21 protein-coding genes are annotated in these 23,156 nt (G+C 70.4%); 15 read left to right on the top strand and 6 right to left on the bottom strand.

From position 1 onward, the window contains the following. Window positions 1–10 precede the first annotated feature (10 nt). The gene (gene ada / locus MKL09_RS18820) at window positions 11–1,075 is read left to right on the top strand and encodes a bifunctional DNA-binding transcriptional regulator/O6-methylguanine-DNA methyltransferase Ada (RefSeq protein WP_244022681.1); all 1,065 of its coding nucleotides are present in this window, start codon (window positions 11–13) and stop codon (window positions 1,073–1,075) included. 8 nt (window positions 1,076–1,083) lie between these two features. Here ada and MKL09_RS18815 read toward each other — a convergent pair whose 3' ends face one another. Then, entirely contained in the window at window positions 1,084–2,412 is a 1,329-nt protein-coding gene (locus tag MKL09_RS18815) for a DUF5666 domain-containing protein (protein ID WP_244022611.1), read from the bottom strand. 11 nt (window positions 2,413–2,423) lie between these two features. Continuing rightward, window positions 2,424–3,269 (bottom strand): DUF6502 family protein, encoded by an 846-nt coding sequence (locus MKL09_RS18810; protein ID WP_244022609.1) that lies wholly within the window; start codon window positions 3,267–3,269, stop codon window positions 2,424–2,426. 152 nt (window positions 3,270–3,421) lie between these two features. On the opposite strand from MKL09_RS18810, the gene MKL09_RS18805 reads away from it, so the two are divergent. From MKL09_RS18805 to MKL09_RS18795, 4 genes are all read left to right on the top strand, one after another. Continuing rightward, a complete protein-coding gene (locus MKL09_RS18805) occupies window positions 3,422–3,742 on the top strand; it encodes a hypothetical protein (RefSeq protein ID WP_244022607.1) in 321 nt (106 codons plus the stop codon). Further along, entirely contained in the window at window positions 3,739–3,873 is a 135-nt protein-coding gene (locus MKL09_RS32055) for a hypothetical protein (protein WP_279605966.1), read from the top strand. Before MKL09_RS18805 ends, MKL09_RS32055 begins: the two co-directional genes overlap by 4 nt. Window positions 3,874–3,911: 38 nt before the next feature. Beyond that, on the top strand, window positions 3,912–4,649 hold the full coding sequence (locus tag MKL09_RS18800) for an outer membrane protein (RefSeq protein ID WP_244022606.1): 738 nt from the start codon (window positions 3,912–3,914) through the stop codon (window positions 4,647–4,649). A gap of 178 nt (window positions 4,650–4,827) precedes the next feature. Beyond that, complete coding sequence (locus tag MKL09_RS18795) at window positions 4,828–5,220, top strand: hypothetical protein (RefSeq protein ID WP_244022604.1); 393 nt, start codon at window positions 4,828–4,830, stop codon at window positions 5,218–5,220. Here MKL09_RS18795 and grpE read toward each other — a convergent pair whose 3' ends face one another. The 3 genes from grpE to MKL09_RS18780 all read right to left on the bottom strand — a co-directional run bounded on the left by grpE (window position 5,221) and on the right by MKL09_RS18780 (window position 10,330). Next, complete coding sequence (gene grpE, locus MKL09_RS18790) at window positions 5,221–5,835, bottom strand: nucleotide exchange factor GrpE (RefSeq protein ID WP_244022602.1); 615 nt, start codon at window positions 5,833–5,835, stop codon at window positions 5,221–5,223. A gap of 103 nt (window positions 5,836–5,938) precedes the next feature. After that, window positions 5,939–8,731, bottom strand: coding sequence for a [protein-PII] uridylyltransferase (locus MKL09_RS18785; protein WP_244022600.1), 2,793 nt, complete (start codon window positions 8,729–8,731; stop codon window positions 5,939–5,941). Between the two features lie 171 nt (window positions 8,732–8,902). Next, window positions 8,903–10,330, bottom strand: coding sequence for a TAXI family TRAP transporter solute-binding subunit (locus MKL09_RS18780; RefSeq protein ID WP_244022679.1), 1,428 nt, complete (start codon window positions 10,328–10,330; stop codon window positions 8,903–8,905). A gap of 155 nt (window positions 10,331–10,485) precedes the next feature. On the opposite strand from MKL09_RS18780, the gene MKL09_RS18775 reads away from it, so the two are divergent. The 8 genes from MKL09_RS18775 to polA all read left to right on the top strand — a co-directional run bounded on the left by MKL09_RS18775 (window position 10,486) and on the right by polA (window position 19,242). After that, window positions 10,486–11,082: a regulatory protein RecX gene (locus MKL09_RS18775; protein WP_244022598.1), complete on the top strand. Its 597-nt coding sequence runs from the start codon at window positions 10,486–10,488 to the stop codon at window positions 11,080–11,082. 323 nt (window positions 11,083–11,405) lie between these two features. Beyond that, window positions 11,406–12,617, top strand: coding sequence for a putative DNA modification/repair radical SAM protein (locus MKL09_RS18770; protein ID WP_244022678.1), 1,212 nt, complete (start codon window positions 11,406–11,408; stop codon window positions 12,615–12,617). 215 nt (window positions 12,618–12,832) lie between these two features. Further along, window positions 12,833–14,242: a UdgX family uracil-DNA binding protein gene (locus MKL09_RS18765; RefSeq protein WP_244022596.1), complete on the top strand. Its 1,410-nt coding sequence runs from the start codon at window positions 12,833–12,835 to the stop codon at window positions 14,240–14,242. A 271-nt stretch (window positions 14,243–14,513) separates the two neighbouring features. Next, on the top strand, window positions 14,514–14,831 hold the full coding sequence (locus MKL09_RS18760) for a type II toxin-antitoxin system RelE/ParE family toxin (protein ID WP_244022595.1): 318 nt from the start codon (window positions 14,514–14,516) through the stop codon (window positions 14,829–14,831). Further along, a complete protein-coding gene (locus MKL09_RS18755) occupies window positions 14,828–15,127 on the top strand; it encodes a helix-turn-helix domain-containing protein (protein WP_244022593.1) in 300 nt (99 codons plus the stop codon). The genes MKL09_RS18760 and MKL09_RS18755 overlap by 4 nt, the downstream gene beginning before the upstream one ends. 303 nt (window positions 15,128–15,430) lie before the next feature. Beyond that, on the top strand, window positions 15,431–15,727 hold the full coding sequence (locus tag MKL09_RS18750; RefSeq protein ID WP_244022591.1) for a nucleotidyltransferase family protein: 297 nt from the start codon (window positions 15,431–15,433) through the stop codon (window positions 15,725–15,727). Further along, window positions 15,708–16,067: a DUF86 domain-containing protein gene (locus MKL09_RS18745; RefSeq protein WP_244022589.1), complete on the top strand. Its 360-nt coding sequence runs from the start codon at window positions 15,708–15,710 to the stop codon at window positions 16,065–16,067. Before MKL09_RS18750 ends, MKL09_RS18745 begins: the two co-directional genes overlap by 20 nt. Window positions 16,068–16,089: 22 nt before the next feature. After that, on the top strand, window positions 16,090–19,242 hold the full coding sequence (gene polA, locus MKL09_RS18740; RefSeq protein WP_244022587.1) for a DNA polymerase I: 3,153 nt from the start codon (window positions 16,090–16,092) through the stop codon (window positions 19,240–19,242). A gap of 28 nt (window positions 19,243–19,270) precedes the next feature. On the opposite strand, the gene MKL09_RS18735 is transcribed toward polA, so the two are convergent. After that, a complete protein-coding gene (locus MKL09_RS18735; protein WP_244022585.1) occupies window positions 19,271–19,801 on the bottom strand; it encodes a GrpB family protein in 531 nt (176 codons plus the stop codon). 95 nt (window positions 19,802–19,896) lie between these two features. Between MKL09_RS18735 and MKL09_RS18730 the strand changes: the two genes are divergently transcribed. Both MKL09_RS18730 and MKL09_RS18725 read left to right on the top strand, forming a co-directional pair. Beyond that, window positions 19,897–21,984, top strand: a complete 2,088-nt coding sequence (locus tag MKL09_RS18730; protein ID WP_244022583.1) for a PAS domain-containing sensor histidine kinase — start codon at window positions 19,897–19,899, stop codon at window positions 21,982–21,984. A gap of 67 nt (window positions 21,985–22,051) precedes the next feature. Beyond that, window positions 22,052–23,023 (top strand): NADPH:quinone oxidoreductase family protein, encoded by a 972-nt coding sequence (locus tag MKL09_RS18725; RefSeq protein ID WP_244022582.1) that lies wholly within the window; start codon window positions 22,052–22,054, stop codon window positions 23,021–23,023. Window positions 23,024–23,156: the final 133 nt, after the last annotated feature.

Genomic DNA, 23,156 nt, shown 5'->3' with positions numbered 1-23,156 from the left:
TGGTGCGGCCATGACCGCGTTCTCGACCGCCGAGTCCGAAAACACCGCGCGCTGGGCGGCGCTCGCCGCCCGCGATGGGCGGGCGGATGGCCGCTTCGTCTACGCGGTCCGCACCACCGGCGTGTATTGCCGCCCGAGCTGCCCCTCCCGGGCGGCCCGGCCCGAGAACGTCACCTTCCACGCCACCTGCGCGGAGGCCGAGGCAGCGGGCTTCCGGCCCTGCCGACGCTGCCAGCCGAACGCGCCCGGTTTGACCGAGCGCCGGGCCGAGGCCGTCGCCCGGGCCTGCCGGCTGATCGAGTCCGCCGAGACCATGCCGCCGCTCGCCGACCTCGCCCGGGCCGCGGGCCTGAGCCCCTACCATTTCCACCGGGTGTTCAAGGCCGCCACCGGCGTCACCCCGAAGGCCTACGTGGCTGGCCGCCGGGCCGAGGCTGTCGCCGCCGGCCTGCCCAAGGCGGCTAGCGTGACGGAGGCGCTGTACGAGGCCGGCTACGCCACTGCGAGCCGGTTCTACGCGGATGCCGCCACCCGTCTCGGCATGGCGCCGGCCGCCTACCGCAAGGGCGGCACCGGCATCCGCATCAAGTTCGGCGTCGGCGCCTGCTCGCTCGGCGCGATCCTGGTGGCCGCGACCGAGGCGGGGCTCTGCGCGATCCTGCTCGGCGACGAGCCCGAGCCCCTGGTCCGCGACCTGCAGGATCGGTTCCCGGGGGCGGAGATCGAGGGGGGCGACCCGGATTTCGAGGCCTGGATGGCGCAGGTGATCGGTCTGGTCGAGGCGCCGGGCACCGGCCTCGACCTGCCCCTCGACATCCGCGGCACCGCGTTCCAGCAGCGCGTCTGGGCGGCCCTGCGGGCGATCCCGGTGGGCACGACCGCGACCTACGCCGATATCGCCCGCGCCATCGGGGCGCCCACCGCCATGCGGGCGGTCGCCCAGGCCTGCGGGGCGAACCACCTGGCGGTGGCGATCCCGTGCCACCGGGTGGTCCGCTCGGACGGCTCCCTGTCGGGCTACCGCTGGGGCGTCGCCCGCAAGCGGGATCTGCTCGCACGGGAGGCGGGGGGCTAAGCGCGCTTCTAGCGCCGACCGCCGCCAGGTGGCCCCCCGAAGCCGCCCGTGCCTCCGGGGCCGCCGCCAGGTGCACCGAAACCTCCAGGCCCACTCAAGCCCCCGGGACCGCCTCCCGGTGCGCCCGGGAATGTGCCGGGGCCGCCTGGTGCGCCTCCGAAGGGACCGCCGCGCGGCGCGCCGAACCCGCCGGGGCCGTCCGCGCCCGGGATGCCGCCCGCACCGGGGCGGGTGTCGATCGTCGGGCCGTGGCCGCCGCCGATTCCGCCGAATGGGCCCTGTCGACCGCCGGGCTCGGCGCCGAGGCGGCCGGGCATCTCCGGCAGGTCGGGCAGCTTCTGCAGGTCCAGACGGTCGCGCTCCCGCTCGAACCGGGGGGCGTCCGGCCGGGCGGGCTCCGGGGCGATCCGGTCCTCGACCCGCAGCCGCTCCAGGGTGAGCACGCCGTCCGGGGCGAGGTCGGCGGTGAGCACGCCGCGCACACTGCCCTGGTGCGGCACCCGCAGCCCCGCATAGCCCGACACCGCGAGGCCCGAGCCCAGATCGAGGCCGGCGCCGGCACGGCCGATATAGGCCTCGATCGACACCCGCTTGAGGCCCGGCGGGAACGGCAATCCGACCTGGGCGGCGTTGGTCACGCTCAGAACGCCGGCTTCCGTCGCGCCGGTCACCAGGGCCCGCTGCCCCGGGGGCAGGGCGTCGGCGCCCTTCAGGCGCAGGCCGCCGATGGCGAGGCCGCCGCCGGAATCGCGGCGCACCGGCCCGGCGACGCGGTCGGGCCCAGAGATCCGCGGCTCGATCAGGCTCGCCACGATCACGCCGTCCGGCCGGCGCAGGCCGCTGACCGCCACCCGGCTGCCCGCCGGCCAGTCGCCCGCGAGGCTCGCGGTATCGACCCGCTGGCCGAGCACGATCATCCGCCCCGGGGTGACCGATTCCACCTTGCCGACCACCTCGCTGGTGACGTCGATGCGGCGTGTGCCGAGGCCGCCCCGTTCCGGCCGGGCGACGACGTGCACGACCTGGCCGATCTTCAGGTCCGCCGCCTTGGCGGGTTCCCCGTCGATCCGCACCGCGACCTCCGGCGGATAGGCGATGCGCAGGTCGTTGACGACGATCGAGCCGAAGCGGCGGATCGTGCCGATCACGCCGGTGCCGCCGATGCCGCGGTCGCCCTCGCCGAGGGGGCCGTCCTTCGGCTCCTCGATCATCTTCATGCCGGTGCCGCCGATGCCCTGGTCGCGCGGATTCTCCTGCGGCCGGGCGGTGCCCGGCAGCAGGGTGGCGGCGCCCGCGAGCAGGCGCAGGACGAACCGGCGGTTTGGCGAGAAGCGCACCGGCCGGCCTCTCAGCGCCCGTCCGCGGGCCGGGCCGGCGGTGCGGCCTCGGCGTAGACATAGAGGCCGAAATTCCAGCGGTGGTCGCCGCCGGGATCGGTCTGGCAGGCGGCATGCGCCTCCCGGTTGGCCTGCTGCAGGGCCTCCATGGCGATCTCGCGCGCCCGCGCTTCCAGCTTGACCGCCAGCTCCTTGGACAGCCCGTCGTAATGCACGGCCCGCTCCAGGAAGCGCGGCGTGTCGCCGACGATGTTGGCGACGCTCGCCGCGATGTGGTCGTGGAGGTTGCGGCCGAAATAATAGAGCTGCGGTTCGGCCGAACCGTCCCCGCGCGGTACGTAGGCGGCTTCCGCCAGCACGATCCGGTCCTGCGCATCCAGGAAGGCGAGCCCGCGGTCGAGCCACTCGTCGAGCACCGCCCGGGGGCGCAGGTCGCGGGTCACCCCGGAGACCAGGACCTCGAAGGACGGCGCGCCCGCATCGGCCGTCCGCGGCAGCGGCAGCGGCTGGCCCTGCGGATCCGTGAAGGCCGGGTCGGCGATCCAGCGGGCGATGATCCGGCTGGTGCGTGAGACCACGGCCGGTACGGCGCTCACCGGCGCCCCGGCCCCGCGCAGGCGCCGGACCTCCTTGCGGTGGATGCCGGTGAGCAGGGAGACGCGGCTGTCGGTCTGCTCCTTGCCGGGCAGGGCGAAGTCGTATTCGGCGACGTTCACGTAGAGCTCGCGCAGCAGGTCGGTGAGCGCCGGGAAGGTGATGCCGCGCGCCACGAGCAGGCGCACCAGCGGCCGCAGCAGCCGCGCGAGCGGCGCATGCAGGCTGGCGCCCTCCGGTTTCGTGTCGGTACTCTCGGACATGGCGGCATCGTTAGCTGATGTGTCGTGGGAGACAATCCCACGGCGTGCGCATCCACACTCCGCGCCGTCGATTTCCGGTTGACGTGGGAATTTTGCACACGTACCTCAAATGCGTGGTCAAATTTCCCACGTCGTCAACGGAGCCTGGGACGATGAGTGCCAAGATGCGCAGACTGGTCGCCGAAGCGCTGCCGCCCCTCACGCTTCCCGAGGCGACGCCCCACCGGTCCCGCCCGACCGATCCCATGCCGCGGCTGAGGCGCATCGCCTGCCTCCTCACCGCGCTCGCACTGCCCGCCCTCGGCATCGCCGCCGCGGACACGGTCCACCGTGTCGGCGAGACGAAGGCGTCGCAGGCCGCCGCTCCCGTCACCCCCCAGGACGGGGCGGCGGCACCGTCCGGTGCCCGCAGGCTCACGAGACTGCAGAAGACCGCCGCGCTGAATCTTCTGCCCGCGGAGGTTCGGTCGTGAGCGCCCTGGTCCCGGCGGTGGATGATCGTTCCCGGCAGGCGTCCCATTGCGGCGGCGCGCCGATCCTCGATCTCGCGCTCTGCCTCATCCTCTCCGTCACCGTCGTCGGCCTGCTGCTCCTGGCCCTCTGAATCCCGGCGGCTTCGCTGCCCTCGACAACGAGTTCCCCATGACGAATTCGATCCGCGCCGTGCTCTCCGGTGCCGCAATCGCCTGCGCGGCGTTCGGCGCCCAGGCCGCCGACCTGCCACGCCGCGCGCCGCCCCCGCCGCTGCCCGTGCCGCCGGCTTTCACCTGGACGGGGCTCTACGCCGGCCTCAACGCCGGCTACGCATTCCGGACCGGCAGCGGCGGCTTCACCGACCCGACCTACGGCGCCGTGACCGGGGGCAACCGCTCCGGCGGCTTCGCGGGCGGCGGGCAGATCGGCTACAACTACCAGCTGACACCCGGATCCGGCTTCGTGCTCGGCGTCGAGGCGGACATCCAGGGCATGTCCGCGTCCAAGGCGAACGCGGCCTATCTCGGCGCGACCCCGTATTACAGCGTCCGGCCGAGCCTCGATTATTTCGGCACGGTACGCGGCCGGCTCGGCTACGCCTTCGACCGGGTGCTGATCTACGGGACCGGCGGCTTCGCGTATGGCGGCGGCTCGCGCGCGTCTTATGCCGCGGCCTACCCGGGCACCCTGCCCGGAACCGACCGGACCGGCTATGCCGCCGGTGGCGGCATCGAATACGCCTTCACCGAAAAACTCTCCGCCAAGGTGGAGGCGCTCTACCTCCATCTCGGCCGCGGGTTCACCGGATCGACATACTACAACGCCAGCGTTCCAGCGTATTATGGTGCCGGCAAACAGGATTCGGGATTCGCACTGGTCCGCGCTGGTGTAAATTACGGATTCTAGTCAATATTCACAGCGATCGATCTTGACGGTATCGTGCCGCTGGGTCGCAATGCACGGCGTTCGGCTTCGCGAATCCGTCTGGCGGTCGAGATCCGCGGCAGGCGGGGATGCGAAGGCCGGATGCCGCGTCGGTCTTCGCCGCGCGGCCTCTGAAGGCATCCCCGACGCAGGATCGGCCGTGAACGCTCCCCGCCTGACTCCCATCGCGACGGCCCTGTTCGCCCTCGGTCTCGCTGCCGGCGCCCCCAGCGCGCAGGAGATCGTGCCGCCCGGGCCATCCGGGCGGGGCGCGCTCCTGATCTACGGCAATTTCTGCGGGCCGGGGAATCGCGGCCCCGGCTACGCGCCGATCGACGCGCTCGACCGCGCCTGTGCGCACCACGACGCCTGCTGGCCGCAACCGGCCTCGGGCCTGCTGCCGGCCTGCGCCTGCAACCGCCGCCTTCAGGTCGAGGCGGGTCTGGTCGCCCGCGACCCGCACGCCCCCCTCGAGACCCAACAGACGGCGCGGTTCATCGCGGATTTCGCGACCGCGCTGCCCTGTGAGGACGCCTCGGCGCAGATGCGCTGATCAGGCCGCGTCGGCCGGGCTGGCCGCCGCCTTGGGGCCGCCCTTGGCGACGCCGACCAGGGCAGGACGCAGCACCCGCTCGCCGATCACGTAGCCGGTCTGCACGACTTGCACGACGGTCCCGGCGGGGACGTCCGGGTTCGGCACCTCGAACATGGCCTGGTGCCGGTTCGGGTCGAACTTCTGGCCCTGCGGCTCGACCGGCTTCACCCCGTGGCGCTCCAGGGTCTTGACCAGGTCGCGCTCGGTCAGCTCGATCCCGTCGATCAGCCCCTTGAAGGCGCCGTCCGCCGCGGCCTTCGCGTCGGCCGGGATGCTGTCGAGGGCGCGGTGGATGTTGTCGGCCACGTTGAGCACGTCGCGGGCGAAGTTGGTGACCGCATAGGCGCGGGCATCCGCGATCTCCCGCTCGGTCCGGCGGCGCAGGTTCTCCATCTCGGCGAGCGTGCGCAGCGTCCGGTCCTTCAGCTCGTCGCGCTCGGCGGTCAGCAGGGCCAGGGCCTCGGCGACCGGATCGACGGACGTCGCCTCGGCGGGCTTGCCGCCCGACGCGGTCTCCTGGGCCGCGCTGGCACCGGCCTCGACCGTGGTCTGGCGCTGGTCGTCCTGGGACATGTCGTTGCTCGTCATCGCGTTTCAGTCGTCGGCAAGGATGGGTGAGGAGATTCGAATTCGGCGCTGATATCTGACCCGGGGCCGCCGAAATCAACCCGTACGCTCACGCCTCGCGCGGCGGCGGTGCGGCGACCAGGGCCTCCAGGCCCTCCGCCTTGAGGGCGGCGACGTCGCCCGCGAACACGTCCAGCATCGCCTTGCGGATCGCAGCCTGCCGGTCGGGCTGCGTCACCCGCGTGCCGGTGAGGTCGGTGACGTAGAAGACGTCGACCGCGCGTTCGCCGAAGGTGGCGACATGCGCCGAGGTGATGTTGAGCGACAGCCGGCCGAACGCCGTGGTAAGCTCGTAGAGCAGGCCGGGCCGGTCGAGACCGGTCACCTCCACGACGGTCTCGCGGGACGACAGGGCGTTGTCGATCCCGACATCCGGCGGCACCAGGAAGGTCTTGGCCCGGGCGCTGGTCGGCGGGTGCTTGTCGGCCACGAGGTCGGCGATGCGGATCTCGCCCTTCAGGGAGCGCTCGATCGCCGCCGTGATGCGCTTGCTCCGGCGCAATTCATCCTCGTCGCGCTCGAACGCCCGGGAGATGAAGATCGTGTCGAGGGCGAAGCCGTCCGTCGTGGTGAAGATCTGCGCGTCGACGATGTTGCTGCCGGCCGCCGCACAGGCCCCGGTGACGATCGCGAGCAGGCGCGGATGGTCCGGCGAGTAGATCGTGATCTCGGTCACCCCGCGCACCGGATCGAGGGCCACGTCGGTGGCGCTGGTGCGGCCCTCGCTGAGCACGTCGCGCAGGAAGACGGCGTTCTTGAGCTGGCGCGGGCTGTCGACCTTCAGCCAGTAGGCCTGGCCATGGCGCCCCGCGTAGGCGTCGAACTCGTCCGATCCCCAGCCGGGCAGCTGCTCGCGCAGGCTCATCTGGACGAGGCGCACCCGGTCGGTGCGGGCGATCTCGGAATGGCCGCCCGAGAGGAACACCTCGGTCTCGTCGTAGAGGGTGCGGACCAGGGTACCCTTCCAGGCGGTCCAGACGCCGGGGCCGACCGCGCTGATGTCGGCCACCGTCAGGATGGTCAGGAGCTTCAGCCGCTCCAGGCTCTGCACCACCGAGGCGAAGCGCTCGATCGTTTTCGCGTCCGAGAGGTCGCGGCTCTGCGCAGTCATCGACATTAGCAGGTGATGCTCGACCAGCCAGGTCACGGTCTCGGTCTCGGCCTCAGTGAGGCCGAAGCGCGGGCAGAGTTTCTCGGCGATCGCGGCCCCGGCGATCGAGTGGTCCTCGGGCCGGCCCTTGGCGATGTCGTGCAGCAGGATCGCCACGTACAGCGCCGTGCGGTTGTGGACGGTGTGGATCAGGCGCGAGACCAGCGGATAGGCTTCCTCGACGCGGCCCGACTCGATGGCCGCCAAGATGCCGACGGTGCGCAGCAGGTGCTCGTCCACCGTGAAGTGGTGGTACATGTTGAACTGCATCATCGCGACGATGCGGCCGAAATCCGGGATGAACCGGCCGAGCACGCCGGCCTCGTTCATCTCGCGCAGGGCCTCCTCGGGGGCGTTGCGCGAGGTCAGGATGTCGAGGAACAGCCGGTTGGCCTCGGTGTCCGCGCGCAGGGTCGGGGTGATCAGGCGTCGCGACCGGTTCGCCAGCCGCTTGGCGTCCGGGTGGATCGCCAGGTTGTGCCGGTCGGCCAGCCAGAACAGGCGGATCAGGTTGACCGGATCGCGTTCGAACGCGTCCTCGGCGCGCAGGTTCACCCGGCCGTGATCGATCCAGAAATCCTCGGCCTCAATGGCGGTGGCGCGGAACCGGTCGCGGAACCGGCCGATCCAGCGGTCGAGCACCGGCGTGCGCTTGGCGTGGCGCGCCTCCAGCTCGGCGCAGACGATGGCGGTGAGGTCGCCGACATCCTTGGCGACGCGGAAATAGGCCTTCATGAAGCGCTCGACCCCGGACAGGCCGCCGCGCGCCTCGTAGCCGAAGCGCTCGGCGATCCGCGGCTGCAGGCCGAAGGACAGCCGCTCCTCCGACCGCTTGGTGACGAAGTGCATGTGGCAGCGGACCCGCCACAGGAACTCGTCGCAGCGCTCGAACAGCGCGTATTCCTCCTGGGTGAACAGGCCGGCGCCGACCAGCTCCATCTGGTCGCGTACCCGGTAGGTGTATTTGGCGATCCAGAACAGCGTGTTCAGGTCGCGCAACCCGCCCTTGCCGTCCTTGACGTTGGGCTCCACGAGGTAGCGCGAGGAGCCGGCCTTCGAGACCCGGGCGTCCCGCTCGCGCAGCTTGGCGTCCACGAACTCGGCGGCCGAGCCGACCACCAGCTCGGCGTCGAAGCGCGTCACCAACTCCTCGAACAGGATACGCGTGCCGAACAGGTAGCGCGCCTCCAGGAGCGCCGTGCGGATCGTCATGTCGGCCTTGGCCTCGCGGAGACATTCCTCCACGGAGCGGGTGGCGTGGCCGACCTTCAGCTTCAGGTCCCACAGGACGTAGAGCATCGCCTCGACGACGCTCTCCGACCACGCGGTCTGCTTGTAGGGGAGCAGGAACAGCAGATCGATGTCGGAGCCGGGCGCCATCGTGCCCCGGCCGTAGCCGCCGGTGGCGACCACGGCGAGCTGCTCGCCGGTCGACGGGTTGTCGTTGGGGTAGAGCTGGCGCACCACGGCATCGTGGATCGTCCGCACCACGGCGTCGGTCAGATCCGACAGGGCCTGTGCGCAGCGGAGCCCGTTGCGATCCTCGAGCAGTTGCGCCTCCGCGGCGCGGTGGCCCTCCTCGATGACCCGGCGCAGCTCGGGCACGAGGGCGGCGCGCAGCTTAGTCGGCTCGCGGGCTTCGCGGTCGAGATTTTCGAGAACCGTTTCGAGGGCGGCGACGGGATCGAACATGCCCCCCGTTAGCATGATATGCCTACGCCGCCAGCCGTGCGGTGATGCGCCACGCACAGCCGCTCCTCTTGCCCCGACGCCCACGCGTCGCCCGGAGGGTGCCTGTGCCGCCGTCCCGGTGGGCACGCGCCGCGCTTCGACGGTCCGCTGCTTCGGCGCGGACGGACACCGTCACTCCGCGGCCGGCAGGTTGAGGGCCAGCAGCCGGCCGGTGCGCGATCGGGCGGTCAAGCCGCCGGGCGCCGAACCCTCCGCCCGCCGTCTGGCATCGGCGATGGCCGCGTGGACGCCGTCCACCGCCAGGATCAGCGCGCTCACCGTCCGGGCGTCGATGCTGCGCTCCCGGGCGTAGCAGACGACGTCGGCCACGAGCCCGTCGGTCTCGATCGCGATTTCATCGAGCTCGGCCGTGCTGGTGGCGGCGCGCACCTCGCGCATGATGTCGAGCAGGCGGTCGAGCACGATGTCGATGCGCTCCCGGCGCTTGCGCGCCAGCCGCTGCCCGATCCAGGCGATGCCGGAGCCGATCGTGCCGCCGAAGAAGGCGAGCAGGTAGATGTAATCCTCGTAGCGATCGAGGAAGGTCTGCTGCTCGCGCTCAAAATAGTCCACCGCGCCGGGGTGGTTCGGCAGCCGCGCCGAGGTCGCCGCGACCGTGGTGTCGAAATCCGGCGCCTTCATCAGCTTGGCGGCCGGGGCCGCGGCGGCGAGCCGCGAGCGCCACTCGAACAGGTGCTGCGTCGCCGAGGCGATCGCGACCCGGCTGACCGAGCCCCGCGCCATCAGACGATAGGAGGCGCCGACGGTGCGGACATCCTCGTCCGGGCGCTTCGGGCGGCCGCCGAAGGTGCCGGCCGGGATCGTGACCGCCTGCAATTCGGGGAAGCGCTGCAGGATCGCGTCCCCGTCGGGGATCGATACGAAGCCGATCTTGCGGTCGGGGGAGCCGAGCTCGATGGCGCGCACCACGGCCCCCGTGGTCTTCGAAGCGGGGCTCGCGATCACCGCCACCGCGTCGACGCGCTTGTCCGCAAGCGCCGCCGTGACCTCGCCGATCTTCAGCGGCACCACTTGGACGTGGCCGGTCGCGATCTCCGACTCGGCCGCGGGAGCGGCATCCTGCGCATCGGTCGTCGGGCTATCGGGCAGAAGATCGTAGAAGGACAGCAGGTTGGTCAGGAACGGCAGGTCGGCGCCGTGGCGCACGACGATGCCGAGGCGCTTGCGGGCGAGGGCCGGAACATCGTCGATGTCGGACCCCTCGGGCGCCGCGATCACCAGGGCCTCGTCGTGCAGGATCGCCAGGGTCAGGCCATTCTCGGGCAGGAACACGTCCGGCCGCACCACCGCGAGGTCGGCCCGGTTGCGCTGGAGCGCCAGGGCGCTGTCGCGCACGTCGCCGTATCGGACGACCTTGAGGCGGACATCCTCACGGCTTCGGTCGAGGGCGTTGGCATAGGCCTCGATCAGGGCGGCCTCGGCCCCGTCCTGAGGGCCGACCGCCACCGTGAGGGTGGTCGGGCGCGACAGATAGACGATGCCGGCCGCGACCGCGGCCAGCCCGAGGGCTACCAGAACGAGGAGCCACTCGCGGCGCATCAGGATCGTCGCCGCGGCGTGCAGGCGTCGCCGCCCCGGGCCGTGGGTGAGATCGGGCGAAGGACTTTGCTCCGGACCATGGCCGAGCCTGTCGCGTTGCGCGCGTTCCATCCCCACGTCATGGAACGCAAACCTGTCGAGATCGTGAAGAACCGGTGAAACCACCAAACGTTGCAGAATCCGGGCCAGGAACCCGCAATGCGGAGCGTCGGCCGCCCGGCCCGGTCAGCGCCCCCTGGCTGCAGCGGGTCGCGCTCTACTACCTCGAACGCTACAGCGCCTCGACCGAGATGCTGCGCCGGACCCTGGCGCGGCGGGTCGACAAGCGGGCTCGGCTGCGCGGGGAGGATCCGGCCCCCTTCGCCGAGATGATCGACGCCACCGTGGCGCGGGCGGTCTCGGCCGGTCTGGTGGACGACGTGCGCTTCGCCGACGCCCGCCTCGCAACCTTGCGCCGGCGCGGCACGTCCAGCCGGGGCGCGGCGGCGAAGCTCGCGGCCAAGGGCGTGCCCCGCGACGTGGTCGAGGCGGCCATGCGGGCCGAGCGCGAGGCGGTTCCCGACGCGGAGGCCGCCGATATCGAGCTGCAGGCGGCGCTGGCCTACGCCAAGCGGCGGCGTCTCGGCACGCATCGCCGGCCCGACACGCGGGCGCTCCATCGTGACCGCGACCTTGGCGCCCTGGCCCGGGCCGGTTTTTCCTATGACCTCGCGCGCCGGGTGGTCGATGCCGACCCGGACGAGCCGGATTGATCCGTCAGGCCCGCGCCTTGGGCCGTTTCAGCTCTCAGCTGGCCACGCTTCGGTAGCAGTCGGAAGACCTCGGGCACCGCGCTTGCCGGCTGCAACTCTGCCAGTTCGGCGTCGGTCATCACGGGATTGTCGCAGACTGCATTCCAGTCGTCCGGCGTGTAGCCGGGATCAGGGCGATCCGTTGATTGCGACGTGTCTTGCATGGGTGCCTCCTCAACGGAATCGTGCTCGAAATGCAGTTTACGCCGGGGTGCGGCATCGCGGACGGGGGCCGGGCGCGGGTCGGCCTTGCCTCTTCGGGCCTCTCGTTCATTGTCTGTTCGATGGACGAGACGCTGGCCAAGAAAGTGCGCATCCTCGCGGATGCCGCCAAGTACGACGCCTCCTGCGCCTCCTCGGCGGCGCCGAAGCGCGCGGCCGGGAAGGATGGGCTCGGCTCCACCACCGGGGCCGGCATCTGCCACGCCTACACGCCGGACGGGCGCTGCGTCTCGCTGCTGAAGATCCTGCTGACCAACTGGTGCCTGTTCGACTGCGCCTATTGCATCAACCGGCGATCCTCGAACGTCCGGCGCGCGAAGTTCACCGTCGAGGAGGTCGTGAACCTCACCCTCAACTTCTACCGGCGCAACTACATCGAGGGCCTGTTCCTGTCGTCGGGCATCATCAAGTCGCCCGACCACACGATGGAGCTGCTGACCCGGGTGGCGAAGTCGCTCCGGCGCGATCACGGCTTTGCTGGCTACATCCATCTCAAGTCGATCCCGGAGGCGAGCCCCTGGCTGATCGAGGAGGCCGGCCTCTACGCCGACCGGCTCTCGATCAACGTCGAGCTGCCCACCGAGGCGAGCCTGGAGCGGCTCGCCCCCGAGAAGGACGGCGCCGCGATCCAGAACGCCATGGCGCAGATCGGCGAGCGCATCGTCCAGGCGAAGGCCGAGAAGCGGCGCTTCTCCCCGGCCGGCCACTCGACCCAGGTGATCGTCGGCGCCGACGCCACCACCGACGAGGCGCTGATCCGCAAGAGCGCGCATCTCTACGGCAGCGTCGGCCTGAAGCGGGTCTATTACTCAGCCTTCAGCCCGATCCCGGACGGGTCGGCGATCCTGCCGCCGAAGCCGCCGCCCCTCCAGCGGGAGCACCGGCTGTACCAGGCCGACTGGCTGCTGCGGTACTACGAATTCACCCCCGACGAGGTCGCCGACGCCTCCGAAGGCGGCATGCTCGCCCTCGACATCGATCCGAAGCTCGCCTGGGCGCTCAAGCACCGCGAGAAATTTCCCGTCGACGTCAACAAGGCCGACCGGGAATGGCTGCTGCGGGTGCCGGGCCTCGGGGCCAGGGCGGTCGACAAGATCGTCAAGGCGCGCCGCCACGCGACCCTGCGCCTCGATGACGTCGCCCGGCTGACCTCCGGGCTGAAGCGCGCCCGCCCGTTCCTGATCGCCGCCGACCATCGCCCGGTGGGGCTCACCGACCGGCTCGACCTGCGCGAACGCCTGGTCGAGCCGGCCCGGCAGCTGAGCTTGTTCTGATGAGCGGCCTCCGTGCATTCCCTCCCCCCTCTGCGGGGGAGGGCGGCCCGCGAAGCGGATCGGGAGAGAGGAGTGACGGTGCAGGAGAAAGCTCCGGCCCACAGGTCTGCTCCACCACCTCCGGAAGCCAGGCTCTCCTTTCCCGACCCTCGCTGACGCGAGGCCCACCCTCCCCCGCAGAGGGGGGAGGGGATGCGCGTCGGCCCCAGAGCGTCATGCTGCGCCCGGGCGCCGATCTTACCGGGTTTCGCGATGCGGTGCGGCGCTTGGTGGCACAGGGTGTTCCCCCGGAGGCGGTGACGTGGTCGGTGACCGACTCGCCCGGCCTGTTCGGCGCCGAGACGGTCCTGGCTCCGAGCGCGCCGCTCGCCCTGCCAAAAGCCGTCGCCGGCCTGATCCCCCAGGTGATTCCCCATCGTGATCCCGAGCGCTACGGCCTGCTCTACGCCCTGATCTGGCGGGTCTGCCGGGGTGAGCGGCACCTGATGGAGGTCGGCAGCGATCCCCTGGTCCACCGCCTGCACCGGATGGCGAAGGCGATCGGGCGCGACTTGCACAAGATGCACGCGTTCCTGCGCTTCCGCCGCGCCGAGGATTCGGGCGGCGAGCATTTCGTGGCGTGGTTCGAGCCCGACCACCACATCCTGGAGGCGGCCGCGCCGTTCTTCGTCGCGCGCTTTCGCGGCATGCGCTGGTCGATCCTGACCCCGGACGGCTCGGCGCATTGGGATACCGACACCCTGACCTACGGGCCGCCCGGAGACCGGGCCGCGCTCCCCGAAGGCGACGGCTTCGAGGCCGGCTGGCAGACCTATTACGAGAGCACGTTCAACCCGGCCCGCACCAACCTCAAGGCCATGCGGGCGGAGATGCCCAAGAAGTACTGGCGCAACATGCCCGAGACCGCCGCGATCCCCGCCCTGGTCCGGGCGGCGGCGGGGCGCACCGAAGCCATGATCGAGAGGGAGCCGACCTTGCCCACACGCCGCGAGCCCGCCCGCGCCGTCGCCGCCATGGCCGACCAGGATCCGAAGACCCTCGCTGAGCTGAACGCGATCATCAAGCGGACCGAGCCGCTGGTGCCGGGCGCCACGCAGGCGGTCCTCGGCGAGGGGCCGGTCGGCGCCACCATCGCCTTCGTGGGCGAGCAGCCGGGCGACCAGGAAGACCGGCAGGGCCGGCCCTTCGTCGGGCCGGCGGGCCAGTTGCTCTCGCGGGCCATGGCGGAGGCCGGGGTCGATCGCGGGGCGAGTTACCTCACGAACGCCGTCAAGCATTTCAAGTTCGAGGAGCGCGGCAAGCGCCGCATCCACCAGAAGCCCACGGCCGGGGAGGTCAGCCACTACCGCTGGTGGCTCGACCGGGAACTCGACTTCGTGGCCCCGAAGCTGGTGGTCGCCCTCGGCGCCACCGCGGTGCTGGCGCTCACCGGCAAGGCGGTCCCGATCACCCGGGCGCGGGGCCCGTTCCGGTTCGACCGGCTGGACAACCGCTTCCAGGGCTTCATCACGGTTCACCCATCCTACCTGCTGCGCCTGCCCGACGAGGCCAAGGCGGAGGCCTACGCGGCGTTTGTGGACGACCTGCGCCGGGTGGAGGAGATCGGGCGCGAACTGGCCGCGTGATCGGCTGGCCGGGGCAGATTTTTCGATCCCGCTCGCCCCGTGCTGCAAGGCGCACGATAAATCAGGCTCCTATCGTGTAACGATGTAAAAATGAGCGGATGGATCATTTGGCCTGTGCTGCGTGACAGAGCAGGAACGCCTGGTCGATCTACGCGTCGGCCTTCGCCAACTCCATCTGATCCGCGAAGACGTCGCCGATCGCTCGGATGACGACGAACAGCTTACCAGCTTCCAACTTTGACTGGGCTTAGCATTTTTGCTAAGTTTGGATATGTGGCGCGTGGAATATCTGTCGTCTGCGGCTGAGGAAGAGGCTGAGCTGCCCGTAGATATGCAGGCACGGCTCGCCCGCATGATCCAGGTGATCGAAGCCCACGGATTGCAGAACCTCCCGCGGGATTGGAGCAAGCCGCTCGGCCACGGACTTTGGGAATTTCGGATCACCGGTAAGGACGGCATCGCCCGCGCCATCTACGTGACGGTAACGGCGCAGCGCGTCGTGATCGTGCGGGTGTTCGTGAAGAAGACCCAGAAGACCCCACGACGCGAACTCGAACTCGCCCGGCAGCGGGCCAAGGAGGTGCGATGAGCACGATCAAGGCAGGCGATCTGCACACGAAGCGCATGGCGGACGATCCCGCCTACCGCGAAGCCTATGACGCACTCGATGAGGAGTTCGGGCTGGTCTCGGCGCTGATCGCGGCTCGGACCCATGCGAAGCTGAGCCAGGCCGAGGTCGCAACCCGCATGGGGACGACCGAGAGTGTCGTGTCCCGACTGGAGAGCGGCAAGACCAAGCCTTCGACACGCACCCTGGAGCGCTACGCGCAGGCGACCGGCCACAAGCTGACGATACGCCTGGAGCCGCAGCCATCGGGGCGGTAGGCGCTCGGGGGGGCGAGAGGGAGCCGGTCGCCGACGTCTGCTGTCCGCGCGTCTCGACAGCAGTCCCCAGGACACGGAACGACAGTTTCGCCCTCGATCAGGCCATCATGGCTCGGAAGGCGTTGTGCTTATCCATAGCATGATCAGCGATGCGATCGAGCCGCACAGTAAGGCCGCAAAAGGCGAGGTGGGACTCGTTGCCGATCCTCGCCAATCCGGTGGGGATGTGGGCGGCGACACCGAAGCCCTATCTCTTGGTTTCTGTTAACCTGCCACCAATCGCATTCGCCCGGCCCCTCCGCCATGGACAGCCACGCCGCCCTCGCCATCCTGCGCGCCAACGAGACCGAGTTGCGTCGCCGCGGCGTCCGGCACGCGGCCCTGTTCGGCTCCGTGGCCCGCGGCGAGGCCCGGGCCGACAGCGACCTCGACGTGATGATCGAGATCGACCCGGAGCAGGTACGCGATCTGTTCGCCTACGTGGGCCTGTGCCGGTTCATCGACGACCTATTCCCGGTCCCGGTCGACGTGGCAGACCGCCAGAGCCTCAAGGAGCGCGTCCGGGAGAGGGCTGAGCACGATGCCGTTCCCGCCTTCTGAGCGGGCGCTCGACGCCTGCGAGGACATCATCGCCAACGCTCGGTCCGCCGAGCATTTCGTTGCGGGGATGACCTTCGAGGCGTTCGAGGCAGACCTGCGCACCAACTACGCTGTGGTCCGCTGCCTGGAGATCATCTCGGAAGCAAGCCGCCGTTTCACAGATGAGATGCGAGGCCGCCACCCGAACGTACCGTGGCGCGACATCGCGGACGCGGGCAACGTCTACCGTCATGGCTATCACCGGGTCATGCTGGACAACGTCTGGCGGACCGTTCACGAGCGCTTGGCCAACCTCGTCGCGGCCTGCCGGGCCGAGCTGGACCGCGTGCCCGAGCCCTGATCGCCCCGAGACGCCTGCGCCCATGACCGTCGAGACCGCCGCTGCAAGTCCCAAAAAAGTCGGCCCGGGCGATCAGGTGATCCTGGTCGACGGCTCGTCGTTCATCTTCCGGGCCTATTTCCAGTCGATCAACCAGGACCAGAAGTACAATTCGCGTCCCTCGGACGGGCTGCCCACCGGCGCCGTGCGGCTGTTCTGCACGAAGATCGCCCAGTTCCTGCAGGAGGGCGCGGCCGGCATCATGCCGACCCATCTCGGCATCATCTTCGACAAGTCCGAAGGCTCGTTCCGCAAGGAGATGTTCCCGGACTACAAGGGCCATCGCCCCGACGCGCCGGACGACCTCAAGCGCCAGATGCCGCTGATGCGCGACGCCGTGCGGGCCTTCGGCCTGCACGCGGTGGAGCTGATCCGCTACGAGGCCGACGACCTGATCGCCACCTACACGCGGCAGGCTGAGGCAAGGGGCGCGGGGGTCATCATCGTCTCGTCCGACAAGGACCTGATGCAGCTGGTCGGGCCGCTGGTCCGGTTCTACGATTTCGAATCCGGCGCCAAGGGCAAGGCCGGCTACCGGCCGGAGCGCAACCTCGATGTTGAGGCGATCATCGCCAAGTGGGAGGGGCTGCAGCCCAACCAGATCGGCGACGCGCTGGCCCTGATCGGCGACACCTCCGACAACGTCCCGGGCGTGCCCGGCATCGGCCTGAAGACCGCCGCGGCGCTCATCAAGGAGTTCGGCAGCCTCGAGGCGCTGCTGGAGCGGGCCGGCGAGATCAAGCAGCCCAAGCGCCGCGAGACCCTGCTGGCCAATGTCGAGCAGGCCCAGCTGTCGCGCAAGCTGGTGGCCCTGGTGGAGGACGTGCCGGTCCCGGTCGATCTGGACGACCTGCGCGTCCCCGAGCCCGACCCGCAGAAGCTCGTCGGCTTCCTGAAGGCGATGGAGTTCAACACCCTGACACGCCGCATCGCCCAGATGCTGCATGTCGACCCCGAAGCGGTGAAGCCGGATCCGGCGCTGCTGCCGGGCGCGAAGCCCCACGGCTACGGCAACGCCGCCGGCGGCAGCGACGCGGTGCCGTTCTTCGGCGATTCCGTGCCGCCGGACCCGGAGACCGCGGCGGCCGGGGCCGAGCGGCCGCCGGGCGCCGCCCCACCCGAGGGCGGCGAGGTCGACCCCTTCGCCGATCTCGACCTGCCGGATGCGCCGGCCAAGCCCCGGGCGCCGATCGAGGCGACGCCGGGCAACGTGGTCGCCGCCCGGGCCGCGGAGGCGGTGGCGCCGTTCGACACCGCCGCCTACGAGACCGTCGCGTCCCTGGAGCAGCTCGACGTCTGGATCGCCGAGGCTGAAGACGCCGGGGTGGTCGCGGTCGATACCGAAACCGATGCGCTCGACGCGCACAAGGCCGGGCTCGTCGGCGTCTCGCTGTCCACCGCCACCGGCCGGGCCTGCTACATCCCGCTGGCCCATATCCAGGCCGCGAAGATCCAGGCCGATGCCACCGACCTGTTCGGCGAGGGCGCGGCGGCCTCCGACGTGGCCGAGCCGGTGCCGGGCCAAATCCCGCTGGACCAGGCCATCGCCCGGCTGAAGCCGCTCCTCGAGAATCCCGGGGTGCTGAAGGTCGGCCAGAACCTGAAATACGATTGGGTCGTGCTCGCCCGCTACGGCATCGAGATCGCGCCGTTCGACGACACGATGCTGATCTCCTATGTGCTCGACGCCGGCAAGGGCGGCCACGGCATGGACGAGCTGGCCCGCCGCCATCTCGGCCACCAGCCGATCACGTTCTCAGATGTGGCCGGCACCGGCCGCAACAAGGTCAGCTTCGACCGGGTCGCCATCGACAAGGCCACGGCCTACGCGGCCGAGGACGCGGACGTCACCCTGCGCCTGTGGCGGATGATGAAGCCCCGCCTCGTCGCCGAGCACCGGGTCGCCGTCTACGAGACCCTGGAGCGGCCGCTCCTGCCGGTGATCGCCCGGATGGAGCAGCGCGGCATCCGGGTCGACCGCGAGATGCTGAGCCGGCTCTCGGGCGATTTCTCGCAGATCCTGGTCCGCCTGGAGGAGGAGATCCAGGAGGATGCCGGCGAGAAATTTTCGGTGGGCTCGCCCAAGCAGATCGGCGACATTCTCTTTGGAAAAATGGGCCTGCCGGGGGCGAAGAAGACGCCCTCGGGCCAGTGGGCGACACCCGCGACCCTGCTCGAAGAACTCGCCCAGGCCGGGCATCCTCTGCCGAAAAAAATCCTGGAGTGGCGCCAGCTCTCGAAGCTGAAATCCACCTACACGGATTCGCTCCAGACCCATGCCGACCGGGAGACCGCCCGGGTCCACACCTCGTTCTCGCTGGCGGCGACCACGACGGGCCGCCTGTCCTCCTCCGAGCCGAACCTCCAGAATATCCCGATCCGCACCGAGGAGGGCCGCCGCATCCGCCGCGCCTTCGTGGCCGCGCCGGGCAACCGGCTGATCTCGGCGGATTACTCGCAGATCGAATTGCGGCTCCTCGCCCACATGGCCGACATCCCGGAGCTGCGCAAAGCGTTCGAGGACGGCATCGACATCCACGCGGCGACCGCCTCGGCGATGTTCGGCGTGGCGCTCAAGGAAATGACCCCGGACCTGCGGCGCCGGGCCAAGACCATCAATTTCGGCATCATCTACGGCATCTCGGCCTTCGGGCTGGCCGACCGGCTCGGCATCGGCCGGGAGGAGGCGTCGGCGTTCATCAAGCAGTATTTCGAGCAGTTCCCGGGCATCCGCGACTACATCGACACCACCAAAAAGATCTGCCGGGACAAGGGCTACGTCACGACGCTGTTCGGCCGGGTCTGCCACTACCCGCAGATCCGCTCCAACAACCCGTCCGAGCGCGCCAGCGTCGAGCGCCAGGCGATCAACGCCCCGATCCAGGGCTCGGCCGCCGACATCATCCGCCGGGCCATGACCCGGATCGAGGGCGCGCTCACCGCCCAAAAACTCAAGGTCAGCATGCTGCTGCAGGTGCACGACGAGCTGGTTTTTGAGGCCGCCGAAGACGAGGTCGACCGGGCGATCCCGATTATTGCCAGTGTGATGGAGGAGGCACCGGCGCCGGCTCTGACGCTGCGCGTGCCGTTGGTGGTCGAGGCGAAGGCGGCTGGGAACTGGCAGGAGGCGCATTGAGGCCGTCCGCCGGCGTGATCCGGGGCGCTCAACCGTCCTCGTGCCGCGAATGCGGCGGCGATGGGCAGGATCGCAGAACGTCGCTGATGAACGCGTCCTTGCCTGCGCGGTACGGCGTCATCGGGTGATCGTGGTGGGCGCGCTTCAGCGCATTGTAGCGGGCCACCAGTTCGGGATCGGCGCGCAGGGCCATGGCGAAACGGTGGAAGACATCGATAGGGCCGCCTTTGACGGTAAGCTGAATCCCGAGATGCGGCGTCCGGCTGGCATCCTCGAAAGCCGCGAAGTCATCGGTGCGGACTGAACCGTCGTTGCGCGTGAATCGTGCCGCGAGGCAGCTCTCAGCGGCAGTGAAGTCCGCCCTCTCGACACGCGCGGCGATATCGAGATCCCCTTTGGTCAAGCAGCCCGGTATGGCGGTGGCGCCGATGTGAAGGATCTCCGTCGCGGCCGGCAGGACCGGCTCGAGTGTGCCGCGGACGATCGCGAACAACTGTTCCGCGGCTGCGCGGGCCGCGTCATTGTCTTCGATCAGATGGAAGCGCTGAGCGTGGGGCATGACGATCGATCTTCTATTTAGGCTTGATAGCCTTGGAAGAGCGAGCGAAGACGGTCATACGCGGCGTCAGCCATGATGCAGATCACCATCGCCCCGTGACCGACCCCCTGGCCTTCCTCTCCGGCGGCGGCGAGGCCGCGCGCATGATCCGCGCGCGCGACTGGTCCGGCCACCCCCTCGGCCCCCCGGAAACCTGGCCGGCGGAGTTTCGCGCCGCCCTGTCGCTGGTGCTCAACTCGCCGGAATCGATGATCCTGGCCTGGGGGCCGGATCTCCATTTCTTCTTCAACGACACGTACTTTCCCCTGCTCGGGCCGCGGCTGCCCTGGGCCACGGGCGCGCGGTTCGACGAGGTCTGGGCCGATGGCTGGGCGCAGGCCAAGCCGATCATCGACGCTGCCATGGACGGCCGGCCTGAACGGTTCATCGACCTGCCGTGGCGGCTCGACACCGACCGGGGCGCGCAGGACACGTGGTGGACCTTCTCGTATTCGCGGGTTCTCGGCGCGGACGGCAAGGTCGCCGGCCTGTTCATCCTCACCAACGAGACCACCGGCCGCGTCCTGGCCGATGCCGCCCTCACGGAGAGCCAGGCCCGGCTGGAGACCGCGCTCGCGGAGCTGCGCGACCTCAACGCCTCCCTGGCCCAGCAGGTCGAGGAGCGCACCGCCGACCGCAACGCCCTGTGGACCCTCTCGTCCGACATGATGCTGCGCTGCCTGTTCGACGGGACGATCACCGCGGTGAACCCGGCCTGGACGGAACTGCTGGGCTGGCGCGCCGACGAGCTCGTCGGCACCAACCTGATGCGCTTCGTCCATCCGGACGATCTCGACCGTAGCGCCGAGGGCGGCCGGCAACTGGCCGAGGGGCGCAGCCAAGCCCGCTTCGACAACCGCTATCGCCACCGGGACGGCAGCTATCGCTGGATCACCTGGGCGGCGCGCCCCGGCGACGGGGTGATCAACGCGGTCGGGCGCGACTTCACCGCCGAGCGCGAGCGCGCCGAGGCGCTGCAGGCCGCCGAGGAGGCCCTGCGCCAGTCGCAGAAGATGGAGGCGGTCGGGCAGCTCACAGGCGGCATCGCCCACGACTTCAACAACCTGCTGGCCGGCATCTCCGGCTCGCTGGAGCTGATCCAGACCCGGCTCGCCCAAGGCCGCCTCATGGATGTGGACCGCTACATCAACGCCGCCCAAGGCGCGTCCAAGCGTGCCGCCGCCCTGACCCACCGCCTGCTCGCGTTCTCGCGCCGGCAGACCCTCGACCCGAAGCCGACCGACGTGAACCGTCTGGTGGCCGGCCTGGAGGAGCTGATCCGGCGCACGGTCGGCCCCGCCGTGACCGTCGCGGTGGTGACCGAGGCCGGCCTGTGGCCGGCCCTGGTCGATCCGCCCCAGCTCGAGAACGCGCTGCTCAACCTGTGCATCAACGCCCGGGACGCGATGCCGGACGGCGGCCGCATCACCATCGCGACCGCCAACACCCGGCTCGACGCCCGCGCCGCCCGGCGCCAGGACCTGCCGGCGGGCCAGTACCTCGTGCTGCGCGTCACCGATACCGGCACCGGCATGGCGCCGGAGATCGTCGGCAAGGTGTTCGAGCCGTTCTTCACCACCAAGCCGATCGGGCAGGGCACCGGCCTCGGCCTGTCGATGATCTACGGCTTCGCCCAGCAATCGGGCGGCCAGGTGCGGATCGCCTCCGAACTGGGCCAAGGCACCACCGTCTGCCTCTACCTGCCCCGTCACCGCGGCGCCGCTCTGGAGGAGGATCCGCACGCCGCACCCGGGGCCCCGGCCCGGGCGGCGCCGGGGGAGACGGTGCTGGTGGTCGACGACGAGCCGACTGTGCGCATGCTTGTCACCGAGGTGCTGGAGGATCTGGGCTACACCGCAATCGAGGCGGCCGACAGCACCGCCGGACTCAAGGTGCTGCAATCCGACGTGCGCATCGACCTGCTGGTCAGCGATGTCGGGCTGCCAGGCGGCCTGAACGGACGTCAGATGGCCGAGGCCGGCCGGGCGACGCGCCCGGGCCTCAAGGTGCTGTTCATCACCGGCTACGCGGAGCACGCGGTGCTGGGCAACGGCCCGCTCGCCCCCGGCATGCAGGTGATCACCAAGCCGTTCGGGGTCGAGGTGCTGGGCGCCCGCATCCGCGAGATGATCGGGACGGCTTGACCGCGCCGCCGGTCTCAGCCTGAACCTTGGCCTGAACAGAGACAAACACACCAACCGGGAGGACAGGATGCGGGCGCTGCTGTGCACGAGGCTCGAGGGGCCGGAGCATCTGGAGATCGTGGACCGCCCCGATCCGGTGCCGGGCCCCGGGCAGGCCCTGGTGCGGATCCGGCTCGCCGCGCTCAACTTCTTCGACACGCTGATCGTGGCCGGGCGCTATCAGGTGAAGCCGCCGCTGCCGTTCTCGCCGGGCGGCGAGGGCGTCGGCGTGGTCGAGGCGCTGGGGGAGGGGGCCTCGGGGGTCGCGATCGGCGACCGGGTGATCGTCCATGCCGGCCACGGCTGCTGCGCGGAGCTGATCGCCATCGACGCCGCCAAACTGACCCCCGTGCCGGACGCGGTGCCGGACACGCAGGCCGCGGGGCTCACCATCACGTACGGCACCTCGCTGCACGCGCTGGCCAACCGGGCGCAGGTGAAGCCGGGCGACTGGCTCGCGGTTCTGGGCGCCTCGGGCGGCGTCGGCCTCGCCGCGGTGGAGCTCGGCCGGCTGATGGGCGCCCGGGTAATCGCCTGCGCCTCCTCGGAGGAGAAGCTCGCGGTCGCCCGCGCCCACGGCGCCGAGGCGACGCTCGTCTACGATCCCGCGACCCTCAAGGACGATCTGCGCCGGATCAGCGGCGGCGGGGTCGACGTGGTCTACGACGCGGTCGGCGGCGATTACGCCGAACCCGCCCTGCGGGCCCTGGCTTGGCGCGGCCGCTACCTCGTGATCGGTTTCGCCGCCGGCGGCATCCCGCGGCTGCCGCTCAACCTGATGCTGCTGAAGGAGCTCGACGTGCAGGGCGTCCACTGGGGCGCCTTCCTCGACCGCGAGCCGGAGGCGCACCGGGCCGATCAGCGCCGGCTGCTGGACTGGGTCGCCGAGGGCAAGCTCACCGCGCAGGTCCACGGCACCTACGCGCTGGCCGAGTTTCCGGAGGCGTTCGGCCTGCTGACGAGCCGGGCCGCGGTGGGGAAGGTGCTGCTCCGGCCGTGATCCGGCGGGGGCGCCGCATCGGCAGGGGGCAACGACAGATTGGGGCAAGCGGATAAAATCCTGCTTTAACGCGAACGGTGCGAAGATGTTTTTATGTTCTTCTGCCGATCGCGGGCTTATTTCTCAGATGAGT

The sequence above is a fragment of the Methylobacterium sp. J-048 genome (genome assembly GCF_022829515.1).
GTDB lineage: Bacteria > Pseudomonadota > Alphaproteobacteria > Rhizobiales > Beijerinckiaceae > Methylobacterium.
Note: the sequence above shows the minus strand (reverse complement) of the source record. Positions and strands in the feature narration are given on the sequence as shown.

Excerpts from the sequence above, each read along its gene's own strand:
- MKL09_RS18725 (WP_244022582.1), top strand. The coding sequence starts at position 22,052 with ATGCGGGCGCTGCTGTGCACGAGGCTCGAGGGGCCGGAGCATCTGGAG.
- MKL09_RS18745 (WP_244022589.1), top strand. The coding sequence starts at position 15,708 with ATGCCGTTCCCGCCTTCTGAGCGGGCGCTCGACGCCTGCGAGGACATC.
- MKL09_RS18810 (WP_244022609.1), bottom strand. The coding sequence starts at position 3,269 with ATGTCCGAGAGTACCGACACGAAACCGGAGGGCGCCAGCCTGCATGCG.
- MKL09_RS18760 (WP_244022595.1), top strand. The coding sequence starts at position 14,514 with ATGTGGCGCGTGGAATATCTGTCGTCTGCGGCTGAGGAAGAGGCTGAG.
- MKL09_RS18805 (WP_244022607.1), top strand. The coding sequence starts at position 3,422 with ATGAGTGCCAAGATGCGCAGACTGGTCGCCGAAGCGCTGCCGCCCCTC.
- MKL09_RS18785 (WP_244022600.1), bottom strand. The coding sequence starts at position 8,731 with ATGTTCGATCCCGTCGCCGCCCTCGAAACGGTTCTCGAAAATCTCGAC.
- MKL09_RS18765 (WP_244022596.1), top strand. The coding sequence starts at position 12,833 with ATGCTGCGCCCGGGCGCCGATCTTACCGGGTTTCGCGATGCGGTGCGG.
- MKL09_RS18800 (WP_244022606.1), top strand. The coding sequence starts at position 3,912 with ATGACGAATTCGATCCGCGCCGTGCTCTCCGGTGCCGCAATCGCCTGC.
- ada (WP_244022681.1), top strand. The coding sequence starts at position 11 with ATGACCGCGTTCTCGACCGCCGAGTCCGAAAACACCGCGCGCTGGGCG.
- MKL09_RS18770 (WP_244022678.1), top strand. The coding sequence starts at position 11,406 with ATGGACGAGACGCTGGCCAAGAAAGTGCGCATCCTCGCGGATGCCGCC.
- MKL09_RS18735 (WP_244022585.1), bottom strand. The coding sequence starts at position 19,801 with ATGCCCCACGCTCAGCGCTTCCATCTGATCGAAGACAATGACGCGGCC.
- MKL09_RS18750 (WP_244022591.1), top strand. The coding sequence starts at position 15,431 with ATGGACAGCCACGCCGCCCTCGCCATCCTGCGCGCCAACGAGACCGAG.
- MKL09_RS18755 (WP_244022593.1), top strand. The coding sequence starts at position 14,828 with ATGAGCACGATCAAGGCAGGCGATCTGCACACGAAGCGCATGGCGGAC.
- grpE (WP_244022602.1), bottom strand. The coding sequence starts at position 5,835 with ATGTCCCAGGACGACCAGCGCCAGACCACGGTCGAGGCCGGTGCCAGC.
- polA (WP_244022587.1), top strand. The coding sequence starts at position 16,090 with ATGACCGTCGAGACCGCCGCTGCAAGTCCCAAAAAAGTCGGCCCGGGC.
- MKL09_RS18780 (WP_244022679.1), bottom strand. The coding sequence starts at position 10,330 with ATGCGCCGCGAGTGGCTCCTCGTTCTGGTAGCCCTCGGGCTGGCCGCG.